Origin of the sequence: Acidovorax sp. Root219 (assembly GCF_001428665.1) — a bacterium.
Lineage (GTDB): Bacteria > Pseudomonadota > Gammaproteobacteria > Burkholderiales > Burkholderiaceae_C > Acidovorax.
This window is the reverse complement of the sequence record NZ_LMIJ01000016.1, coordinates 1-18,081: the sequence shown is the minus strand read 5'-3', so window position 1 is coordinate 18,081 and position 18,081 is coordinate 1. Positions and strand designations below refer to the sequence as shown.

16 protein-coding genes are annotated in these 18,081 nt (G+C 67.4%); 11 read left to right on the top strand and 5 right to left on the bottom strand.

All coding sequences use genetic code 11. From position 1 onward, the window contains the following. Positions 1-12: 12 nt before the first annotated feature. The 3 genes from pcaF to ASE28_RS18320 all read right to left on the bottom strand — a co-directional run bounded on the left by pcaF (position 13) and on the right by ASE28_RS18320 (position 2,806). Positions 13-1,218 (bottom strand): 3-oxoadipyl-CoA thiolase, encoded by a 1,206-nt coding sequence (gene pcaF, locus ASE28_RS18330; protein WP_057267924.1) that lies wholly within the window; start codon positions 1,216-1,218, stop codon positions 13-15. Between the two features lie 46 nt (positions 1,219-1,264). Then, positions 1,265-1,918, bottom strand: a complete 654-nt coding sequence (locus ASE28_RS18325) for a 3-oxoacid CoA-transferase subunit B (RefSeq protein ID WP_057267923.1) — start codon at positions 1,916-1,918, stop codon at positions 1,265-1,267. 192 nt (positions 1,919-2,110) lie between these two features. Then, positions 2,111-2,806: a 3-oxoacid CoA-transferase subunit A gene (locus ASE28_RS18320; protein ID WP_057201812.1), complete on the bottom strand. Its 696-nt coding sequence runs from the start codon at positions 2,804-2,806 to the stop codon at positions 2,111-2,113. A 152-nt stretch (positions 2,807-2,958) separates the two neighbouring features. Here ASE28_RS18320 and ASE28_RS18315 point away from each other — a divergent pair, with 152 nt between their 5' ends. The 3 genes from ASE28_RS18315 (at position 2,959) to ASE28_RS18305 (ending at position 8,171) form a co-directional block, all read left to right on the top strand. Beyond that, positions 2,959-3,759: an IclR family transcriptional regulator gene (locus ASE28_RS18315; RefSeq protein WP_057267922.1), complete on the top strand. Its 801-nt coding sequence runs from the start codon at positions 2,959-2,961 to the stop codon at positions 3,757-3,759. Between the two features lie 142 nt (positions 3,760-3,901). Further along, the gene (locus tag ASE28_RS18310) at positions 3,902-4,963 is read left to right on the top strand and encodes a DMT family transporter (protein ID WP_057267921.1); all 1,062 of its coding nucleotides are present in this window, start codon (positions 3,902-3,904) and stop codon (positions 4,961-4,963) included. A gap of 124 nt (positions 4,964-5,087) precedes the next feature. Continuing rightward, positions 5,088-8,171, top strand: a complete 3,084-nt coding sequence (locus ASE28_RS18305; RefSeq protein WP_057267920.1) for a VIT domain-containing protein — start codon at positions 5,088-5,090, stop codon at positions 8,169-8,171. Positions 8,172-8,183: 12 nt separating this feature from the next. On the opposite strand, the gene ASE28_RS18300 is transcribed toward ASE28_RS18305, so the two are convergent. Then, entirely contained in the window at positions 8,184-8,414 is a 231-nt protein-coding gene (locus ASE28_RS18300) for a hypothetical protein (RefSeq protein WP_057201809.1), read from the bottom strand. A 278-nt stretch (positions 8,415-8,692) separates the two neighbouring features. Here ASE28_RS18300 and ASE28_RS18295 point away from each other — a divergent pair, with 278 nt between their 5' ends. Continuing rightward, positions 8,693-8,986 carry a hypothetical protein gene (locus tag ASE28_RS18295; protein ID WP_057267919.1) on the top strand — a complete coding sequence of 98 codons (294 nt, stop codon included), beginning with the start codon at positions 8,693-8,695 and terminating at the stop codon, positions 8,984-8,986. Between the two features lie 79 nt (positions 8,987-9,065). After that, complete coding sequence (locus ASE28_RS18290; RefSeq protein WP_057201807.1) at positions 9,066-9,500, top strand: DUF1841 family protein; 435 nt, start codon at positions 9,066-9,068, stop codon at positions 9,498-9,500. A 145-nt stretch (positions 9,501-9,645) separates the two neighbouring features. On the opposite strand, the gene ASE28_RS18285 is transcribed toward ASE28_RS18290, so the two are convergent. Next, positions 9,646-10,311 carry a cytochrome c gene (locus ASE28_RS18285; RefSeq protein WP_057267918.1) on the bottom strand — a complete coding sequence of 222 codons (666 nt, stop codon included), beginning with the start codon at positions 10,309-10,311 and terminating at the stop codon, positions 9,646-9,648. A 109-nt stretch (positions 10,312-10,420) separates the two neighbouring features. Here ASE28_RS18285 and ASE28_RS18280 point away from each other — a divergent pair, with 109 nt between their 5' ends. The 6 genes from ASE28_RS18280 to ASE28_RS18260 all read left to right on the top strand — a co-directional run bounded on the left by ASE28_RS18280 (position 10,421) and on the right by ASE28_RS18260 (position 17,835). Beyond that, the gene (locus ASE28_RS18280; protein ID WP_057201805.1) at positions 10,421-11,275 is read left to right on the top strand and encodes a MoxR family ATPase; all 855 of its coding nucleotides are present in this window, start codon (positions 10,421-10,423) and stop codon (positions 11,273-11,275) included. Between the two features lie 10 nt (positions 11,276-11,285). After that, a complete protein-coding gene (locus tag ASE28_RS18275; RefSeq protein ID WP_235514419.1) occupies positions 11,286-11,588 on the top strand; it encodes a hypothetical protein in 303 nt (100 codons plus the stop codon). Further along, entirely contained in the window at positions 11,585-12,199 is a 615-nt protein-coding gene (locus tag ASE28_RS18270; RefSeq protein WP_057267917.1) for a GNAT family N-acetyltransferase, read from the top strand. The genes ASE28_RS18275 and ASE28_RS18270 overlap by 4 nt, the downstream gene beginning before the upstream one ends. Positions 12,200-12,244: 45 nt before the next feature. Further along, positions 12,245-13,432: a VWA domain-containing protein gene (locus ASE28_RS18265; RefSeq protein ID WP_057267916.1), complete on the top strand. Its 1,188-nt coding sequence runs from the start codon at positions 12,245-12,247 to the stop codon at positions 13,430-13,432. Between the two features lie 251 nt (positions 13,433-13,683). After that, positions 13,684-14,979, top strand: coding sequence for a hypothetical protein (locus ASE28_RS31485; protein WP_200963968.1), 1,296 nt, complete (start codon positions 13,684-13,686; stop codon positions 14,977-14,979). A gap of 108 nt (positions 14,980-15,087) precedes the next feature. Then, positions 15,088-17,835, top strand: coding sequence for a hypothetical protein (locus ASE28_RS18260; protein WP_082608132.1), 2,748 nt, complete (start codon positions 15,088-15,090; stop codon positions 17,833-17,835). Positions 17,836-18,081: the final 246 nt, after the last annotated feature.

The window sequence follows — 18,081 nt, the reverse complement described above, 5'->3', positions numbered from 1 at the left end:
ACAAGCTGCGGGTCAGACGCGTTCGAGGATGATGGCAATGCCCTGGCCCACGCCGATGCACATGGTGCACAGCGCGTACTGGCCGGCGTGCTCGTGCAGGCGGTTGACGGCGGTGGTCACCAGGCGCGCACCGCTGGCACCCAGCGGGTGGCCCAGGGCAATAGCGCCGCCCCAGGCGTTCACGCGGGCATCGTTGTCCTTTAAACCCAGGGCGCGCAGCACGGCCAGGCCCTGTGCGGCAAAGGCTTCGTTGAGTTCGATCACGTCCATGTGGTCGATGGTCAGGCCGGTCTGCGCCAGCACCTTGAGCGTAGCGGGTGTGGGGCCAAAGCCCATGATGCGCGGCGCCACGCCGGCCGTGGCCATGCCCACCACGCGGGCGCGGGGCTTGAGGCCATATTTGCCGGCGCTGGCCGCGTCCGCCAGCAGCAGGGCGCAGGCGCCGTCGTTCACGCCGCTGGCGTTGCCGGCGGTCACGGTACCGTCAGGCCGCACCACGCCCTTGAGCTTGGCCAGCGCTTCCAGGCTGGTTTCGCGCGGGTGCTCGTCCGTGTCGACCACGATGGCATCGCCCTTTTTCTGGGGAATGGTCACGGGCGTGATCTCGCGCGCCAGGTGGCCGGCCTTTTGCGCGGCCACGGCGTTGAGCTGGCTGGCCAGGGCCATGCGGTCCTGCGCCTCGCGCTCGATACCGAACTCGGTGGCCACGTTCTCGGCCGTCTCGGGCATCGAGTCCACGCCGTACTTTTCCTTCATCAGCTTGTTGATGAAGCGCCAGCCGATGGTGGTGTCGTACACCGCGTTGTTGCGGCTGAAGGCGGTCTCTGCCTTGGGCATCACGAAAGGGGCGCGGCTCATGCTCTCCACGCCGCCGGCGATCATCAGGCCCGCCTCGCCGGCCTTGATGGCGCGCGCGGCCGAGCCCACGGCGTCCAGCCCCGAACCGCACAGGCGGTTGATGGTGGCGCCGGGCACCTCGATGGGCAGGCCCGCCAGCAGGCTCGCCATGTGCGCCACGTTGCGGTTGTCTTCGCCGGCCTGGTTGGCGCAGCCGTACAGCACATCGGTCACCGCCGCCCAGTCCACGCCGGGGTTGCGCGCCATCAGCGCCTTGAGGGGGATGGCGCCCAGGTCATCGGTGCGCACGCTGGACAGCGCGCCGCCGTAGCGGCCGAAGGGGGTGCGAATCGCGTCGCAGATGAAGGCTTGCTGGCTCATGGTCTTGTCTCCTGAGGATGGTTGTGAAGCGTCTATTGAAAAGGGGTCAGGCTGCGAGCAAGGGCAGGCCCACCAGGCGTTCGAGCTCGGCGTGCGAGAGCCCGTCCACCGTGTCGATGACCTGCAGGCCCGCTGGCGTGCAGGCCAGTGTGCACAGATCGGTGTAGATGCGCTTGACGCAGGCGACACCGGTGAGCGGGTAGCTGCACTGCGCCACCACCTTGCTGGCGCCCTGCTTGGTCAGCAGGTCCATCATCACCCAGGTCTGCTTGGCGCCAATGGCCAGGTCCATGGCGCCGCCCACAGCGGGTATGGCGCCGGGCTCGCCCGTGCTCCAGTTGGCCAGGTCGCCCGTGGCCGAGACCTGGAAGGCGCCCAGCACACAGATGTCGAGGTGGCCGCCGCGCATCATGGCAAAGCTGTCGGCATGGTGAAAATACGCGCCGCCGGGCAGCAAGGTCACGGGCTGCTTGCCGGCGTTGATGAGGTCATAGTCTTCCGCGCCCGCAGCCGGCGCCGGGCCCATGCCCAGGATGCCGTTTTCGCTTTGCAGGATGACCTCGCGGCCCGCGGGAATGTGGTTGGCAACCAGGGTCGGCTGGCCGATGCCCAGGTTCACGTAGGCGCCGTCGTGGATGTCCTGCGCCACGCGGCGGGCCAGGTCGTCCTTGCTTCGTTTTTGGTAGCTGGTGGTGGTCATATTGGGCACTTCATCCGCGGTTGTCGTTGCAGTTGTCCGAGGCGTGTGCGGCACCTGCCGCACGTTGAAACTGGCGCGCTCCATGCCAGCGCCCCCGTGCAAGGGCCGCCCCGCCGCGAAGGCGGCATATCCAGCCCTTGCGCTGGGGGCGTCCCCCTGGGGGGATGGCGCGAAGCGACTCAGGGGGGCTTCTCATTTTTTGATACCGCCGGCTTGCGTGGCAACCCGGTCGATGCGCACCACGTGCGTGACGTGGATTCCGGGCGTGACGATGGCCTCGGGGTCCAGCGCGCCCAGCTCCACCACCTCGTGCACGGTGGCGATGGTGGTCTTGGCCGCCGTTGCCATCACGGGCCCGAAGTTGCGTGCCGACATGCGGTAGGTCAGGTTGCCCCAGCGGTCGCCCTTCTCGGCCTTGATCAGCGCCACGTCGCCGTGGATGGGGTACTCCAGCACGTAGTGCTTGCCGTTGATCTCGCGCGTCTCCTTGCCTGCGGCCAGCTCGGTGCCATGGGCCGTGGGGCAGAAGAAGGCGCCGATGCCGGCCCCTGCGGCGCGCAGACGCTCGGCCAGGTTGCCCTGGGGCACCAGTTCGAGTTCGAGCTTGCCGCTGCGGTACAGCTCGTCAAAAACGTAGCTGTCCACCTGGCGCGGAAAGCTGCAGATGATCTTGCGTACCTGGCCGGCCTTGAGCAGCGCCGCCAGGCCGTGGTCGGCATTGCCGGCGTTGTTGTTGACCACGGTGAGGTCGCGCGCGCCCTGGGCGATGAGCCCATCGATCAGCTCGCCAGGGATGCCGGCCGTGCCGAAGCCACCGATCAGCACCGTGGCGCCGTCCTTCACGCCAGCCAGCGCCTGAGCCACCGACTCTGCAATCTTGTTGATCATCGATCTGCTTTCCTGAGAATGGAGGCAAGCTGCGTGCGGGGGCCTGTGTGTCGCCGTGTTGTCTCGTGCCCGCAACTTCGCCGTAAAAATCCACAGACATATGTTCGCCTAAAGAACAAATGTTCGCCAAAAGAATTATAGTCACACAGCCCATGAACACCCAAATTGCGCCCGCCAAAGACCCCAAGCCCAGCGACAGCTACGTGCAATCCTTTGCGCGCGGGCTGGAGGTGATTTGCTCGTTCAGCGCCAGCGCGCCGCAGCAGACGCTGAGCGAGGTGGCCGCGCAAACGGGCCTCACGCGCGCCGGGGCGCGCCGCATCTTGCTCACGCTGCAGACACTGGGTTATGTGGAGACCGATGGCCGGCAGTTCCGCCTCACGCCGCGCATCCTCGATCTGGGGTTTGCCTACCTGTCATCGCTGCCCATCTGGAACCTGGCCGAGCCGGTGATGGAAGACCTGGTCGAAGAGGTGCGCGAGTCGTCATCGGCCGCCGTGCTCGACGGCCTCGACATCGTCTACGTGCTGCGCGTGCCCACGCACAAGATCATGCGCACCAACCTGGGCGTGGGCTCGCGCCTGCCCGCGTGCTGGACATCGATGGGCCGCATGCTGCTGGCCGCCCTGCCCGACGACGAACTGCAGGCGCGCCTCGAAGCCCACCCCCTGCAGCGCTGGACCGAGCACACCGCCACCGATGTGCCCACCCTGCTCACCCGCATCCGCCAGGCGCGCCAGCAGGGCTGGTGCCTGGTGAACCAGGAGCTGGAGGAGGGCTTGATCTCGATTGCCGCGCCGCTCACCAACCGCACCGGCCAGACCGTGGCCGCGCTCAACATCAGCGGCCAGGCCAACCGCACCAGTGCCGAGGTGATGCAGGAGGCGATGCTGCCGGCGCTGCTCAAGGCGGCGCGCACCATCTCGCGGATGATGGGCTCGCCGCGCGGCTGATCTGCCTGGCCCCACCCAAGGACCGTCCCGTGAATGGACAGAACCATCACCGGCAACACGCCCAGACCGTCGCCGTTGCCGCCGTGCCGGTGGCCTCTGCGATCGACCGCTGCCGCGCGCTCCACGGCGCAATGGGCTGCCGATGAAAAGCGCCCACCTGCACTGGCCTTCGCTGCGCGGCGGCCTGCTGGCGCTGCTGGCGGCTGCGCTGTTCGGCGTGAGCATGCCACTGGTGCAGCATTTCGGCGCCGGGCTGGGCGCGTTCACCACCGCGGCTCTGCTGTATGCGGGCGCTGCGGCGGTGGGCGCGGTGTCGCGCCAGCGGGTCGAACGCGAGGCGCGCCTGCAGCGCAGCGACCTGCCGCGGCTGCTGTCCATGGCCGCCTTCGGCGCGGTGCTCGGCCCCGTGGCCATGGCCTGGGGGTTGCAGCACACCAGCGGCACCGGCGCCTCGCTGATGTTGACGCTGGAGGCGCTGTTCACCGCCCTGCTCGCGCGCCTGCTGTACCAGGAGAGCATGGACCGCCGCGTGTGGGCGGCCATGCTCCTGCTGCTGGCCGGGGGCGTCGCGCTGGTGCTGGACCAGGGCCAGGCGGGCGGCAGCCAGCTGCTGGGCCTGCTGGCCGTGCTGCTGGCCACGGCGGCCTGGGGCGTGGACAACACGCTCTCGCGCGCACTGGCCGAGCGCGACCCGGGCCAGGTGGTGCTGGGCAAGGCGCTGCTGGGGGCGGCTGCCACCGCCCTGCTGGCCGTGGCCTTCGGCGACCCGCTGCCCACCCTGGGCGCGGCGGCGGCGCTGCTGGCCGTGGGCGCCACGGGCTACGGGCTGAGCCTGCGCTTTTACCTGCTGGCGCAGCGGGCCTTTGGCGCTGCGCGCACGGGCTCGGTGTTCGCGTTTGCGCCATTCATCGGCGCGGCCCTGGCCATGGGCCTGGGCGACCGCAGCGGCAGCTGGGCCATGGTGGTGGGCGGCGTGCTGATGGTGCTGGGCGTGCTGCTGCACCTGATGGAGTCTCACAGCCACGAACACCAGCACGAAGCCCTGGAGCACGAGCATGCCCATCGCCACGACGACGGGCACCACGACCACAGCCACGCGGTGATGCCGCAGGGCCCGCACAGCCACCCCCATGTGCATGCGCCGCTGCGCCATGCCCATGCCCACGTGCCGGACGCCCACCACCGGCACGGGCACCGGCACTGAGCGAGGCCTGGCGGCGTTTCGCCCACTATGTCACGAAAGCGCGGCCCGCCTCGCCGCGCGGCCGACCGCGCGCCGCCAGCCCCGCGTATCGTCCCGCCAGCACCACCCTGAGCGAGCGACGACCATGACCAAGCCCCTGGCCCCCGCCCCCCTGCAGCAGCCGCGCCGAACCTGGCCGCGCAGCACCCTGATCGGCCTGCTCTGCGCCCTGGCCCTGCTGCCCCTGGCGGCACCGGTCGGCGCCCAGGCCCCGCAAGAATCGCCATTGCTGCGCTCCCTGCGCGTGATGCCCACGCCCCAGGGCCCGGTGCAGCCCCCGCGCGTGCTCACCTGGCAGGTGCCCGCAGCAGCCACACCCATCGAGCTACGCCGCCTCGACGTGCAGGCCACCATCGTCGGGCGCACGGCGGCCACGCGCATCGAGCTGGAGCTGTTCAACCCCAATGGGCGCCAACTGGAGGCGCAGCTGCAGTTCCCCCTGGCCGAGGGGCAGAGCGTGACCGGCTTTGCGCTCGACATCGACGGCGAGCTGCGCCCGGCCGTGCCGGTCGAAAAAGCCAAGGGCCGCCAGGTCTTCGAGGACATTACGCGCGCCCGCGTGGACCCGGCCCTGCTCGAATCGGTGGGCGGCAACCACCATCGCCTGCGCGTCTATCCCCTGCCCGCCAACGGCAGCCGGCGCGTGGTGCTGGAGCTGAGCGAGGTGCTGCCCAATGCCGCTGCACCGGTGTGGCGTCTGCCCCTGGGCCTGCAGGCGCCGGCCACCCGGCTCGATGTGTCGGTGCGCGTGGCGGGCGTGGCGCCAGGTGACGTGAAAGCCCAGTTGGGCACGCTGGGCATGGCGGCCCGCGCCGAGGGAGCCGACACGCATATCGCACTGGTGGGCGCGCAGCACAGCCGGGGCGAGGAGCTGCGCGTGGAGCTGCCGGCGCAGGCATCCACCTGGTTCTCCAAGCCCCAGCCCCTGGTGGCCACGCAGCGCTTTGACGGCGCCAGCTACTTCTATGCCGAGGTGCCGGTAGCCGCGCGCAGCGCCGAGCGCGCACGGCCCGAGCGCGTGGGCCTGGTGTGGGACGCCTCGGGCTCGGGCGCAGCCCGCGACCATGCGCGCGAGCTTGCGCTGCTGGACGGCTGGCTGCGCCGCCTGGGCACGGTGGAGGTGCTGCTGCAACCCGTGCGCGACGTGGCCGGGCCCATCGAGCGCTTTGCCGTGCAGGGCGGCAACTGGTCGGCCCTACGCGACCGACTCAAGGGCATGGCCTACGACGGCGCCACCCAGGCAGCCGCGCTGCGCGCCCCCGAAGACGTGCAGATGGCGCTGGTGTTCAGCGACGGGCTGGGCAACTGGGGCAGCGGACCCGACGCCGCTGCCCTACCCGCGCAACCCGTGCCGACGTATGCCGTGACCGCTAGCGCCGGCAGCAACGCAGCCGGGCTGCGCCGCATGGCCGATGCCAGTGGCGGCGGCTACCTGGACCTGCTGGCCGTGTCCACCACCCAAGCGCTCGACGCACTGGCCCAGCAGGCGCCGCGCGGGGAAGTGGCCACCAGCGAGGGGGCCGAGGATGTGGAGCTGGCCTCGGCACTGCCTGAGCAAGGCCGCATCGCGCTGGCCGGGCGCTTCACCGGGCCCGAGGCGGTGGTCACCCTGCAATGGCCGCAGCCCGGCGGCAAGAGCGAAACCCGCACGCTGCGCATCGCAGCGCCCGCAGCGGACAGCACCACCGTCCCGGCCCCCGGCGTGGCCGCCCACCGCTGGGCCGCACTGCGCATGGCGCGGCTCGAGTCCGAGGGCGAGCGCCAGCGCGCCGCCGTGCGCCGCCTGGGGCAGGCGTTTCGCATCGCCGGCCGCGAGACCTCGCTGATCGTGCTGGACACCGTGCAGGACTATGCACGCCACCAAATCGAACCACCGCCTGCGCTGCGTGCCCGCTGGGCCCAGCTGCGCACCGACACTGCCAGCCGCGAGGCGGCCACCCGCGCCCAGCACCTGGACCGCATCGCGCGCCAGTTCGACGAGAAGCTGGCCTGGTGGGACAAGGACTTCCCCAAGGACGAGGCGCCGCCCAGGCTGAAGGAGCAGGCGCGCGGAGGTGCGGTGGGCATGTCGGCAGCGCCGCCACCGCCTACGCCATCGCCCGCCGTGCTCCCCAAGATGGACGGCAGCACCAATCGCTCGACCGCATCCACGGGCACCAGGGGCCTCACGCGGGAAGCACCCTTCGCACCAGGTGCCGATGCCATGGCTGCAGCGCCTGGGCGGGCCGCAGCACCACCCTCCGCCTCCATCCAGCTGCGCGCTTGGCAGCCCGACGCGCCCTACCTGCGCCGCCTGCGCTCGGCAGGCTCGGTGCAAGACCTGGAGGCCATCTACCTCGACGAGCGCCCCTCGCACACCAACAGCACGGCGTTCTTCCTCGACGTGGCCGACCTGCTGTACGAGCGTGGCCATGGTGCCCTCGCGCGCCGAGTGCTGTCGAACCTGGCCGAGATGGAGCTGGAAAACCGCCATGTGCTGCGCATCCTGGCCTACCGGCTGCTGCAGGCCGGCGACACCGCCGTGGCCCTGCCCGTGCTGCGCACGGTGCTGGCGCTGAGCCCCGACGAACCCCAATCATGGCGCGACCTGGGCCTGGCGTTGGCCAAGGCGGGCCAGCCCCAGGCGGCGGCGGACCAGCTGTGGCAGGTGGTGGCCAAACCCTGGGCCGGGCGATTCCCCGGCGTGGAGCTGATCGCGCTGGCCGAGCTCAACGCCATCGTGGCCCAGGCCCAGGCCAATGGACAGACAGTGAACACCAGCGCCGTGGACCCGCGCATGCTGCGCAACCTGCCGCTCGACCTGCGCGCCGTGCTCTCATGGGATGCGGACAACACCGACATCGACCTGTACGTGTTGGACCCCAATGGCGAAGAAGCCTACTTCGGCAACCGCCTCACCTACCAGGGCGGGCGCATGTCGGCCGACTTCACGGGCGGCTATGGCCCCGAGGAGTTTTCACTCAAGAACGCAAAGCCCGGCACCTACACCGTGCGCGCCCGCTTCTACGGCCACCGCCAGCAGGTGGTGGCCCCGGCGACGACGCTGATGCTGCGCTTGAGCACCGGCTTCGGCACGCCCGCGCAGAAGGACGAGGACGTGGTGCTGCGCCTGACGGGCCAGGGAGACACCGTCACCGTGGGCCGCTTCACCATTGGCCCAAGGCCGTGACCCACACACGCCTCAGCTACGGCGCCGAAAGCCCAGCACCAGCACCACCGCGCCCAGCGCCATGGCGCCCACGCTCAGCCACTGGGGCACGTTGACGGACTCTTTCTCCTGCACCTTGAGTTCCAGCGGGCCGAGCTTGGCCTGGGTGGTTTCCTTGGTGAAGCTGAAGCCGCCGGTGAAGAAGCCGGCCAGGCCGACGATGAGCAGCAGGGCCCCGATGATGCGCGTTGCGTTGTTGTTCATGGCAGTTTCCTTGGATGGTGGTTGTTTGTCTTGGGTTGTATCGGGCGGTGACAAGCTGTGTCCCCCGCGGCTCCAATGTAGGGGCGGGCCTGGGGCGATTGCGTAGGACGGATTCGCCCCGCCCTGTGCAGCAAAATCGCCAGCCACCCACCAGCCACCTGGCCGGGTGCGCTGAAGACGTTCCGCCGCATTGGCACCAAGCTGGCGCAAAAGCCCGAGCGCAGCGGGCTGGTAATTTGGCACTACCGCTTGTCACGGCAGGCTGCTAGATTGAAAGCATGACGCTCCCTCCAGGCTCCCGCTGGCTGGGCCTCGCGGTACTGTTCGCGTGCTGCGCGGCCATTTCGGCAACCACCACCGCCGCCCCGGACGACAACTCCGGTGTGGTGTTCACCCTGTACCGCAACAGCGCCGTCAACGGCACGCTGAGGATGCATGTCGCCACCTTCGATGCGGCCGATGGCAAGGCCTACAACCTGGCCAACTGCGACCATGCGGCCGACCTGTTCGAAGGCCAGCCGGGCGTCAAAACCCGTTTCTGGTGCGAGCCGGGCCGCTTCAGGCAGCGGTAGTCAGCCCCCTTGGCAGCGACGCGCACATACCCCCGCACCCTACCCCGGCACGCGCTGCGTGCTACGCTGCTGCCCCAATATGTTCAACCCGTCCCAAGCCGACGTGCGCCGCTTTATCTGCGGCGTACACGCCAAGTCCCAGACCGGCGCACCCATGGAGGCTATCGAGACGCTGGCCAGCCTGTGGATCGCCGAGCACCCCGAATACCACGCCGACTTCGCCGATGCCGATGCCGCGGTGGCCCGCAACTACGACGAGACGCCGGACCGCACAAACCCGTTCCTGCACCTGTCGATGCACCTGTCGATCAGCGAGCAGTGCAGCATCGACCAGCCGCGCGGCATCCGCCAGGCGGTGGAGCTGCTGGCCAAGCGCCTCGACTCGCTGCACGACGCCCACCACGCCACCATGGAATGCCTGGGCCAGATGCTGTGGGAAAGCCAGCGCTCGGGCCGCCCGCCCGATGGCGACGCCTATATTGCCGCCGTGCAGAGGCGCGCGACCAGGGACTGAGCCCGTCCAGCGCAAAAAGAAAAAGCCCGCAGCTGCGGGCTTTTGCATTTCTGGAATCCGTGACTTACTCNGCGCTGCGTCGCAGGCAGTACGAGTAGTACGACAAGACGCAGCAACGACGCCAGAAGAGTTTTTTTAGCCGCTCTCAGCGGAAGCGCGACTGGGGCACCGTGTGCATGTCCCCTTCCAGGCTGCCCAGGTAATTGGCCAGGGCCTTGAGTTCGGAGTTGGTGAACTGCCTGGCCACGCCGGCCATGATGGCGTTGCTGCGGCCCAGGTTGGGGTTCTTCTCGGCCTTGTACGACTTGAGCGCCACGAACAGGTAGTCGGCGTGCTGGCCGGCGATGTGCGGGTACGAGGGGTCGATGGGCTTGGCAAAGTTGTCGCCGTGGCAAGAGACGCAGGCGCCCTTCTTGAGCAGCTCGGCCACCTGCACGCTGGGTTCGCGCTTGGGCTTGGCGGGCAGCTCGGCGGCGCCGGCCTTGCCGTGCTGCGCGTAGTAGGCCGACACGTCGGCGATGTCCTGGTCTGTCAGCGAGTCGGCAATGCCGCGCATGGTGGGGTGCTTGCGGTCGCCCTTGCGGTAGGCGTCGAGCGCCGAGGAGATATAGGCACCGCTCTGGCCCGAGATCATGGGCACCTTGTGGATTTCAGGAAAGCTGGCCTGGTAGCCCACAATGCCATGGCAGCCGATGCACATGGCGATCTTCTTTTCCCCCGCTTTCACATCGCCCTTGACTTCCTGAGCGTGGGAGAAGGCGGTCACGGAAGCGACAGCCAGGGCAAATATCGTGGTCAACGTCTTGTTCATTTTGCGCGCACAATCTCGTGGAAGTTCAGCCTGAGGGCTCTGCTTAACCGGGCAATTATAGCCAGCGCCTGTCAAGCCCATTCATCAACGATCCGGTGTTTTCCCTGCCATGAAATTCCAAGGTTCCCAGAACTACGTTGCGACCCAAGACCTGATGCTGGCCGTGAACGCCGCCATCACCCTGCAACGCCCGCTGCTCATCAAGGGCGAGCCGGGCACCGGCAAGACCATGCTGGCCGAGGAAGTGGCCCAGGCGCTGGGCATGCCGCTGCTGCAATGGCACATCAAGTCCACCACCAAGGCGCAGCAGGGCCTGTACGAGTACGACGCCGTGAGCCGCCTGCGCGACAGCCAGCTCAACGATGGCGACAGCAGCCAGCGCGTGAAGGACATCCGCAACTACATCATCCAGGGCGTGCTGTGGCAGGCCTTCACGGCCGACCGGCCCGTGGCGCTCTTGATCGACGAGATCGACAAGGCCGACATCGAGTTCCCGAACGACCTGCTGCGCGAAATCGACCGCATGGAGTTCTACTGCTACGAGACGCGCGAGCTCATCAAGGCCAAGCACCGCCCGCTGGTGTTCATCACCTCCAACAACGAAAAAGAGCTGCCTGACGCGTTTTTGCGCCGCTGCTTCTTTCACTTCATCAAGTTCCCTGAAGCCGACACCATGCGCCAGATCGTGGCGGTGCACTTCCCCACGCTCAAGGCCGACCTGCTCAGCGTGGCGATGAAGACCTTCTACGACGTGCGCAACCTGCCCGGCCTGAAAAAGAAGCCCTCCACCAGTGAACTGCTCGACTGGCTCAAGCTGCTGGTGGCCGAAGACATCCCGCTGAGCGCCCTGCAAAGCGCCGACAACAAGGTGGCCGTGCCCCCGCTGGTGGGCGCGCTGCTCAAGAACGAGCAGGACGTGAGCCTGTTCGAAAAGCTGGTGTTCATGAATCAACGCAACCGTTGATCGGACCGCCATGACGCAGCCCACCCCGCCCACCCCTTCACTGCTCGACGGCGTTGCCGACGCCATCGGCTTCCTGGGCGGCGCGCTGGCCGGCTTCTGGCTGGGCCAGCTCGCGGGCTTCGACATCTTTGCGCCGGGCTACGGCATGGGCACGCTGGCCGGCATCGGCCTGGTGGGCCTGGGCGGCGGCCTGGGCCTGCATGCCGCACGGCGCTGGCAGCAGCAGCGGCGCCAAAGACTGCAGGAAGCAGTGACCGCACAGGCACCGCAACCTCAGGCGCCCGCCAAAAGCACGAAGAAGAACAAGAAATGAGCGCCCCCACCCCGCCCGCCGCATTCGTGCAACCCGTCACCCTGCGCGACCAGGGCCTGCGCCTGGAGCCCCTGGCCCCGCACCATGAAGCCGGCCTGCAGGCCGCTGCGGCCGACGGCCAGTTGTGGACGCTGCGCGTGACCTCGGTGCCCGAGCCGCAGGACACGCGCGCCTACATCGAGACGGCCCTGGCCACGCGCGACCGCTTTGCGTTTGCCGTGGTCGACGAGGCCAGCGGCACCGTGCTGGGCAGCACCAGCTACCACGACATACTGCCCGCCGTGAAGCGCGTGGAGATCGGCTACACCTGGTACCGCCAGAGCGTGCAGCGCAGCCACGTCAACACCACCTGCAAGCTGTTGATGCTGGGCCACGCCTTCGACACCCTGGGCTGCAACGTGGTGGGCTGGCGCACCGACAACTACAACTTCGCATCGCAGCGCGCCATCGAGCGCCTGGGCGCGCACAAGGACGGCGTGCTGCGCGGCCACGCGCTGCGCCGCGACGGAACCATCCGCGACACGGTGATGTACAGCATGCGCGCCGGCGAATGGCCCGAGGCCCGCGCCCAGCTCATCTACCTGCGCGCGCGCCGCGAAACCGCGGCCTGACACCGCATGACGAAGACCCCTGCCTGACCGAGGAGGCACCCCACCATGCTCATCGACTTTTTCTACACCCTGCGCGCGGCCAAGCTGCCCGTGTCGGTCAAGGAATACCTCACCCTGCTGGAGGCGCTGGAGGCCGGCGTGGTGGGCCCGCGCTCCGACGACTCGTGGAGCCTGGACGATTTTTACAACCTCTCGCGCCTGACCCTGGTCAAGGACGAGAAGCACTACGACAAGTTCGACCGGGCCTTCGGCGCCTACTTCAAGGGCGTGGAGATGCTGGCCGACTTCACCAAGGAGATCCCGGCCGACTGGCTGCGCAAGATCCTCGAGAACGAACTGACGCCCGAGCAAAAGGCCGCCATCGAAAAGATGGGCTGGGACGAGCTGATGGAGACGCTTAAAAAGCGCCTCGAAGAGCAGAAAGAGCGCCACGAGGGCGGCAGCAAGTGGATCGGCACCGGCGGCACCAGCCCCTTTGGCCACGGCGGCTACAACCCCCAGGGCGTGCGCATTGGCGGCGCCGGCAAGAACAAGAGCGCCGTGAAGGTGTGGGAGCAGCGCGCCTACAAGGACTACGACGACCAGCAGGAGCTGGGCACCCGCAACATCAAGGTCGCCCTGCGCCGCCTGCGCAAGTTTGCGCGCGAAGGCAACGACCTGGAGCTGGACCTGCCCGACACCATTCGCAGCACCGCCGCCAACGCCGGCTACCTCGACATCAAGATGGTGCCCGAGCGCCACAACAACGTGAAGGTGCTGCTGCTGATGGACGTGGGCGGCACCATGGACGAACACATCCAGCGCGTGGAAGAACTGTTCAGTGCCGTGAAGACCGAGTTCAAGCACCTGGAGTTTTATTACTTCCACAACTGCGTGTACGACTTCATGTGGAAGAACAACCGCCGCCGCTTTGCCGAGAAGTTCCCCACCTGGGACATCATCCGCAAGTACAACAAGGACTACAAACTCATCTTCGTGGGCGACGCCACCATGAGCCCTTACGAGATTTTGCAGCCCGGTGGCAGCGTGGAATACAACAACGAAGAACCCGGCGCCGAGTGGATCCAGCGCCTGACCCACGCCTTCCCCAAGTTCGCGTGGATCAACCCCGAGCCCCAGGGCGTATGGCAGTACCGGCAGAGCATCAGCATCGTGCAGCAACTGATCGGGAATCGGATGTTTCCGCTGTCGCTGAAGGGGCTGGAAGAGACGATGCGGTTGTTGTCGAAGTGAAGGGGGAGGAGGCTCAAAGCCGACGCGCATGGCGCGCTGCAGATACGCTTGGCATCCCCGACTTCTTGCTACGGGGCAAGCAAATCGAGACCGTCGAGGCTGGAGGCTCTGCGAACGGTAGTAGACGATAGCCAGTCCTGTTTTAGCATCAGTCCAAGGTAACCGAGGACGCGGCGTGCGCCTTACTGCGCTTCCGCATTTCTTTGGTTTTTTAGCCCTGCCTTTCGACCGAAAAGCAAAAGGAAGTCAGCGTGCCCGCTACCCAGATGACCACCGCGGAAATGCCTAGCATGTACCGGCGCCTTGCAACCGCAATTGGTGCTGAACATTGGCAGGGGGCTGTAGCGCGTCAGCAAGTTGCAATTCAGGCGAATCCCTTTCTCGATGACTACCTGCGCACTGAGTACGCCATCGCATACCAGCTGGACCAATTGCGAATGTTAGTAGCAAGGTTTGGAACAGTACCGCACGAGGTCTGCGACGAACCACGAATACTCCCGTCTCTGGCGTTCGCTGCGCAAGTACTCAAAGTCTTGGAGCTTAGTTCGGCAAAGCAAGCTAAATCGTTCGTCAGACGTGTACGAACTGCCTTCAGCAATTCCACTGAGATGCACGGCCTGCTATTGGAACTGCAAGCAGCGACCCATTTCACTCGTCGCGGACACCACGTAGTTCTGCACCGAGTGAAAAACGAGGGATCTTTTGATCTGCTGATTGATGATCTTGGTCCAACTGGACTCGAAGTCGAGTGCAAGTTCATCTCAAAAAACAAAGGGCGCCGTATTCATCGCCGCGATGCGCTAGAGTTCTGGGGCGAACTATGGCAGGACGTGGCTCGCATTTCAAAGAACCTGAGTTCAGGGCTTGCGGTTGTACTCACCCTTCCCAATCGCCTACCGGGGGAACCAGGGGAGAGAAGCGCGCTCGGAAAAGGCATCATCACTCAGATCTTGGCGGGTAGCAGCGCGACAATTGGCGGAGGCGCAGAAGTGCGCATCAACACCTTCGATCCGGCCATGATCAAAGCGGCCAAGGACACTAGCCGTTACGAGCTGAAAAAAGCCATTGACTTAGCAACAGGTACCGTCAATCGTGAAGCAGCGGTGTACGGGACGCCTGCTGGTGGGGTGCTGGTGTTCGTGATGCAGAGTGCTATTGAAGACGATGTGCTAAATCAGGTGCTTGCCACACTCGGCGACTCTGCGGCGCGGCAGTTCACACTCAAGCGAGGCGCCTTGTTCTGGGTTGCATTGCAAGACATTGACGCAGACCAGTTGTTGTCTCTCCACGAACAAGACAGTGCACCTGGAGAGCAACCAACGGCGCTGAAAATTAGAGTTAGTGACTTCCTGCATCGAGCACCGGACCACATTATTGGTATTGTTTTTAGTAGTAGAAGTGCGCTTTTTCCTGCTGTCGATGGCAATACGGATTCGGGCGGCACAATGAACTTTTTTTTGAAGGAAGAGAGTCCTTTTTGGCACACCAGCTACCGTGACCCGCTTCAAAGAGCCGGGACCGCGGGCTCGTTAGCAACGGGGCAGTAGTCAAAGACCACGCATGCCAAAGCCGATCCACAAGTGACGGCTATCACCGCCTCACCTCTGCCAGCGCCCCCACAATAGGCGCAACAACACAGACCGAGAGGCGAGGCCATGACAGCGACCAGAGGGCGATCAGTACCGCCCGCACATCAGAACTCTTCCGCCCCCGCCCGGGCATGTGCGTGGCGGCCACACCCGCTCACCCCCTCCCTCCTGCTTTGCGCAGCCGCCCTGCTCCTCCTTACCACCGCCCACGCCCAGACCATCGCCACCGGCGCCCGCCACGGCTTGGCGTTGCAGGCTGATGGCAGCGTGCTCGCCTGGGGCGACAACCGGCAGGCGCAGCTGGGCCAGGGGCGCACGGTGTATGCCGCCACGGCGCGCGAGATTGCGCTGCCGGCCAAGGCGACCATGGTGCGCACCAGCCGCACGACCGCCTTGGTACTGGATGAGCAAGGAAATGTGTGGAGCTGGGGCACCAACCTGCGGGGCGAGCTGGGCGATGGCACGCGGGCGGACCGGCCCACGCCGCAAATCATTTTTCGCGGGGCGACCTTCATCGCCAATGGTGGGGAGTGGGCGCCTTCGTTCCTGATCGACAAGGACGGCCAGCCCTGGTGGTGGGGGCCGTTGCCCACGGGGGTGGATGCGACCGTGCCCGAGCGGGCTTCTGCGCGGGTGCCGGCGCGGCTGGTGCGCATTCTGCACAGTGCGCGCACCACGGTGGCGCTGGACGAGCAGGGGGTGGTATGGTCGTGGGGCGAGGGGGTGGCGTGCGGCGCATCGGCCGCGTACACGGCGCAGCCGGTGGCGATGCGCGATGTGCCGCCGCTGGTGGATTTGTCGGTGGCTGCGTCGGCACCGGTGGCGGACCGCAACGGCTATGTGCCGCGGGAGGTGCCCGCCTCGCGCATCACGGGCAAGGCGGCCGACGGCACGCGGTGGACCTGGGGCACCGACCCGGTGTACCGCAGCCAGACGTCGCTGCCGCCTCCGCAAAAGACCGATTGCCCGCCCGTGCGGCAGGCCGCCAGTGCCACCCCTGGGTACGACCCGCTCGACCCCTACCGCTACTCGATGCACCCGGAGCTGGTGCGCAACGGCGTGCAGATCAAGACGACTGTGAGCGGCGGCGATGGCTACCTGGGCCTGACGGCCGAGGGCGACCTGTGGCGCTGGCGCTATGTGAACCCGAACGAAACACCGGGCTGGCAGGTTTCGCTGGAGAAGCTGGCCACCAACGTGGTGGATGCCAGTGGCTCCGGCACGGAGTCGCTGGGCTTGGCCTCGGTGGTCATGTACATCACGAGCGACGGCAAGCTGTATGCCCAGGGCTCCAACTCAGGCCTGCACCTGGCCATGCCGGCGGCGGGCGAGCTGGAGTCGTCGGCCAGCCCGCGCCGGGTGGCACTGCCCGCGCCTGCCATCAGCGTGCATGCCAGCGGCAAGGGCAGCCATGCGCTGCTGCAGGACGGGCGCATTTTTGCCTGGGGCACCGGGGCGGCGCTGTATGTGCCCAGCGCCAACTACGTGGCGAGCATTCCCGCGCAGGTGCCCACTCAGCTCGCGCTGGCGGCGCCTGTCAAGAAGCTGGCCACGGCGCTGGGCCAGTGGCTGGCGGTGGATGCCGATGGCAAGGTGTGGAGTTCGGGCGGCTGGGGCGTGTCCACCGCAACCCACAACCGCCCGGTGATGCTGGGCGAATCGTCGCCGGGCATGCCGCTGGCGCGCGATGTGGCGGTGGGCGGCAGTGGCTTCGGGCTCATCCTGGGGGTGGATGGGTCGGTGTGGCGCATTGGCAGCAGCGGCGGCGCGGGCTACCTGCCGGCGGGCACCGACCTGTACGCGGCCAGCGCATGGCTGCGCACGCCGCGCAAGGTGCTGGGCCTGCCCGCCACCATCGTGCAGGTGGCCACGGTGGATGACGCGTATGGCGCGTCCTATGCGCTGGATGCAGCGGGCCAGGTGTGGTTCTGGGGACAGCGCATGAACAGCGGCATTGCCGGGGTGGATGGCGGCGCTCTGCCTGTGGCCGACTGGCTGGTGATGGAGCCTATCGTGCTGCCCATGCCGGGCAAGGCGGTGTCCATCCACGGCGGCGAGTTCAACGCCTGCGCGGTGCTGCAAGACGGCACGGCCCAGTGCTACGGCAAGCTGTTCAACAACCACCTGGGGCGGCGCCTGCGCATGCACGCACCCATCGTGGCGGTGTCCATGGGCATGGACGAGGACAAGCAGCTCACCAGCATCTTCAACCAGCGCGGCGGCTCGGTGCACCTGCGCTTGGCCGACGGCACGGTGTGGGCCCTTGGTCAGGGCCGCTACGGGCAACTGGGCACGGGCGCCTACGCCAGCGCGGCCGAGCCCACGCCCGTAGCAGGCGAGGCCGGCCGGGGCGACCTGGATCTGGACCCCGCCACGCCCAATGTACCCACCACGGCCGGCACTCCCCAGCGCCCGCCGTTCCGCGTGAACATGGAACTGGTGGGCAACCCGCGCAGCCTGGCCTTCAAGGGCGAGGTGTTCGGCAGCGCCGGCACGCCAGCCGGTGCCAACGTGTACGCCCTGGCCACCATGGGCACCCCCGGCCAGGGCGGCACGTGGGTGCAGCTCGACGCGCAAGGCCACTGGGGTCCGCTGCGCTGGCCCGTGCCGGCCCTGGCCAACAACGTGCAGCTCACGAGCGATGCACAGTCCGTGCCCCTCACCCTGCTGCCGCGCCTGGACGGCCCGGGCCTGGAGGGCCTGCGCCTGTTCATCGGCTATGGCAGCGACGTGGACGAGATGCTGCGTGCTCAGCGCTTTCGCGAGGTGCTGGAGCTGGGGCCGGACTTGGGGGTGCCATGGCCGGTTTATTGATCTCGTGCACCACGGGCCATCTCACTGTGCAGCGGCTTGCGCCGCGGCCCGGCAGCCGGCGCAGGGGTCTGCGACCGCACCGGTGCAAGCCGATATGCCAAGCCGATATGCAAGCTGATTGATTGACTGATTGAAGGCGCCTACTCGCGCCGGCTTGCATACAGGTCGGCCGGCGTTCTGCCCGCCACGTTGGTGGCGCTGTCGTCGGCGCCGTGCTGGCGCAGCAACTCGATCACCTTGGGGTTC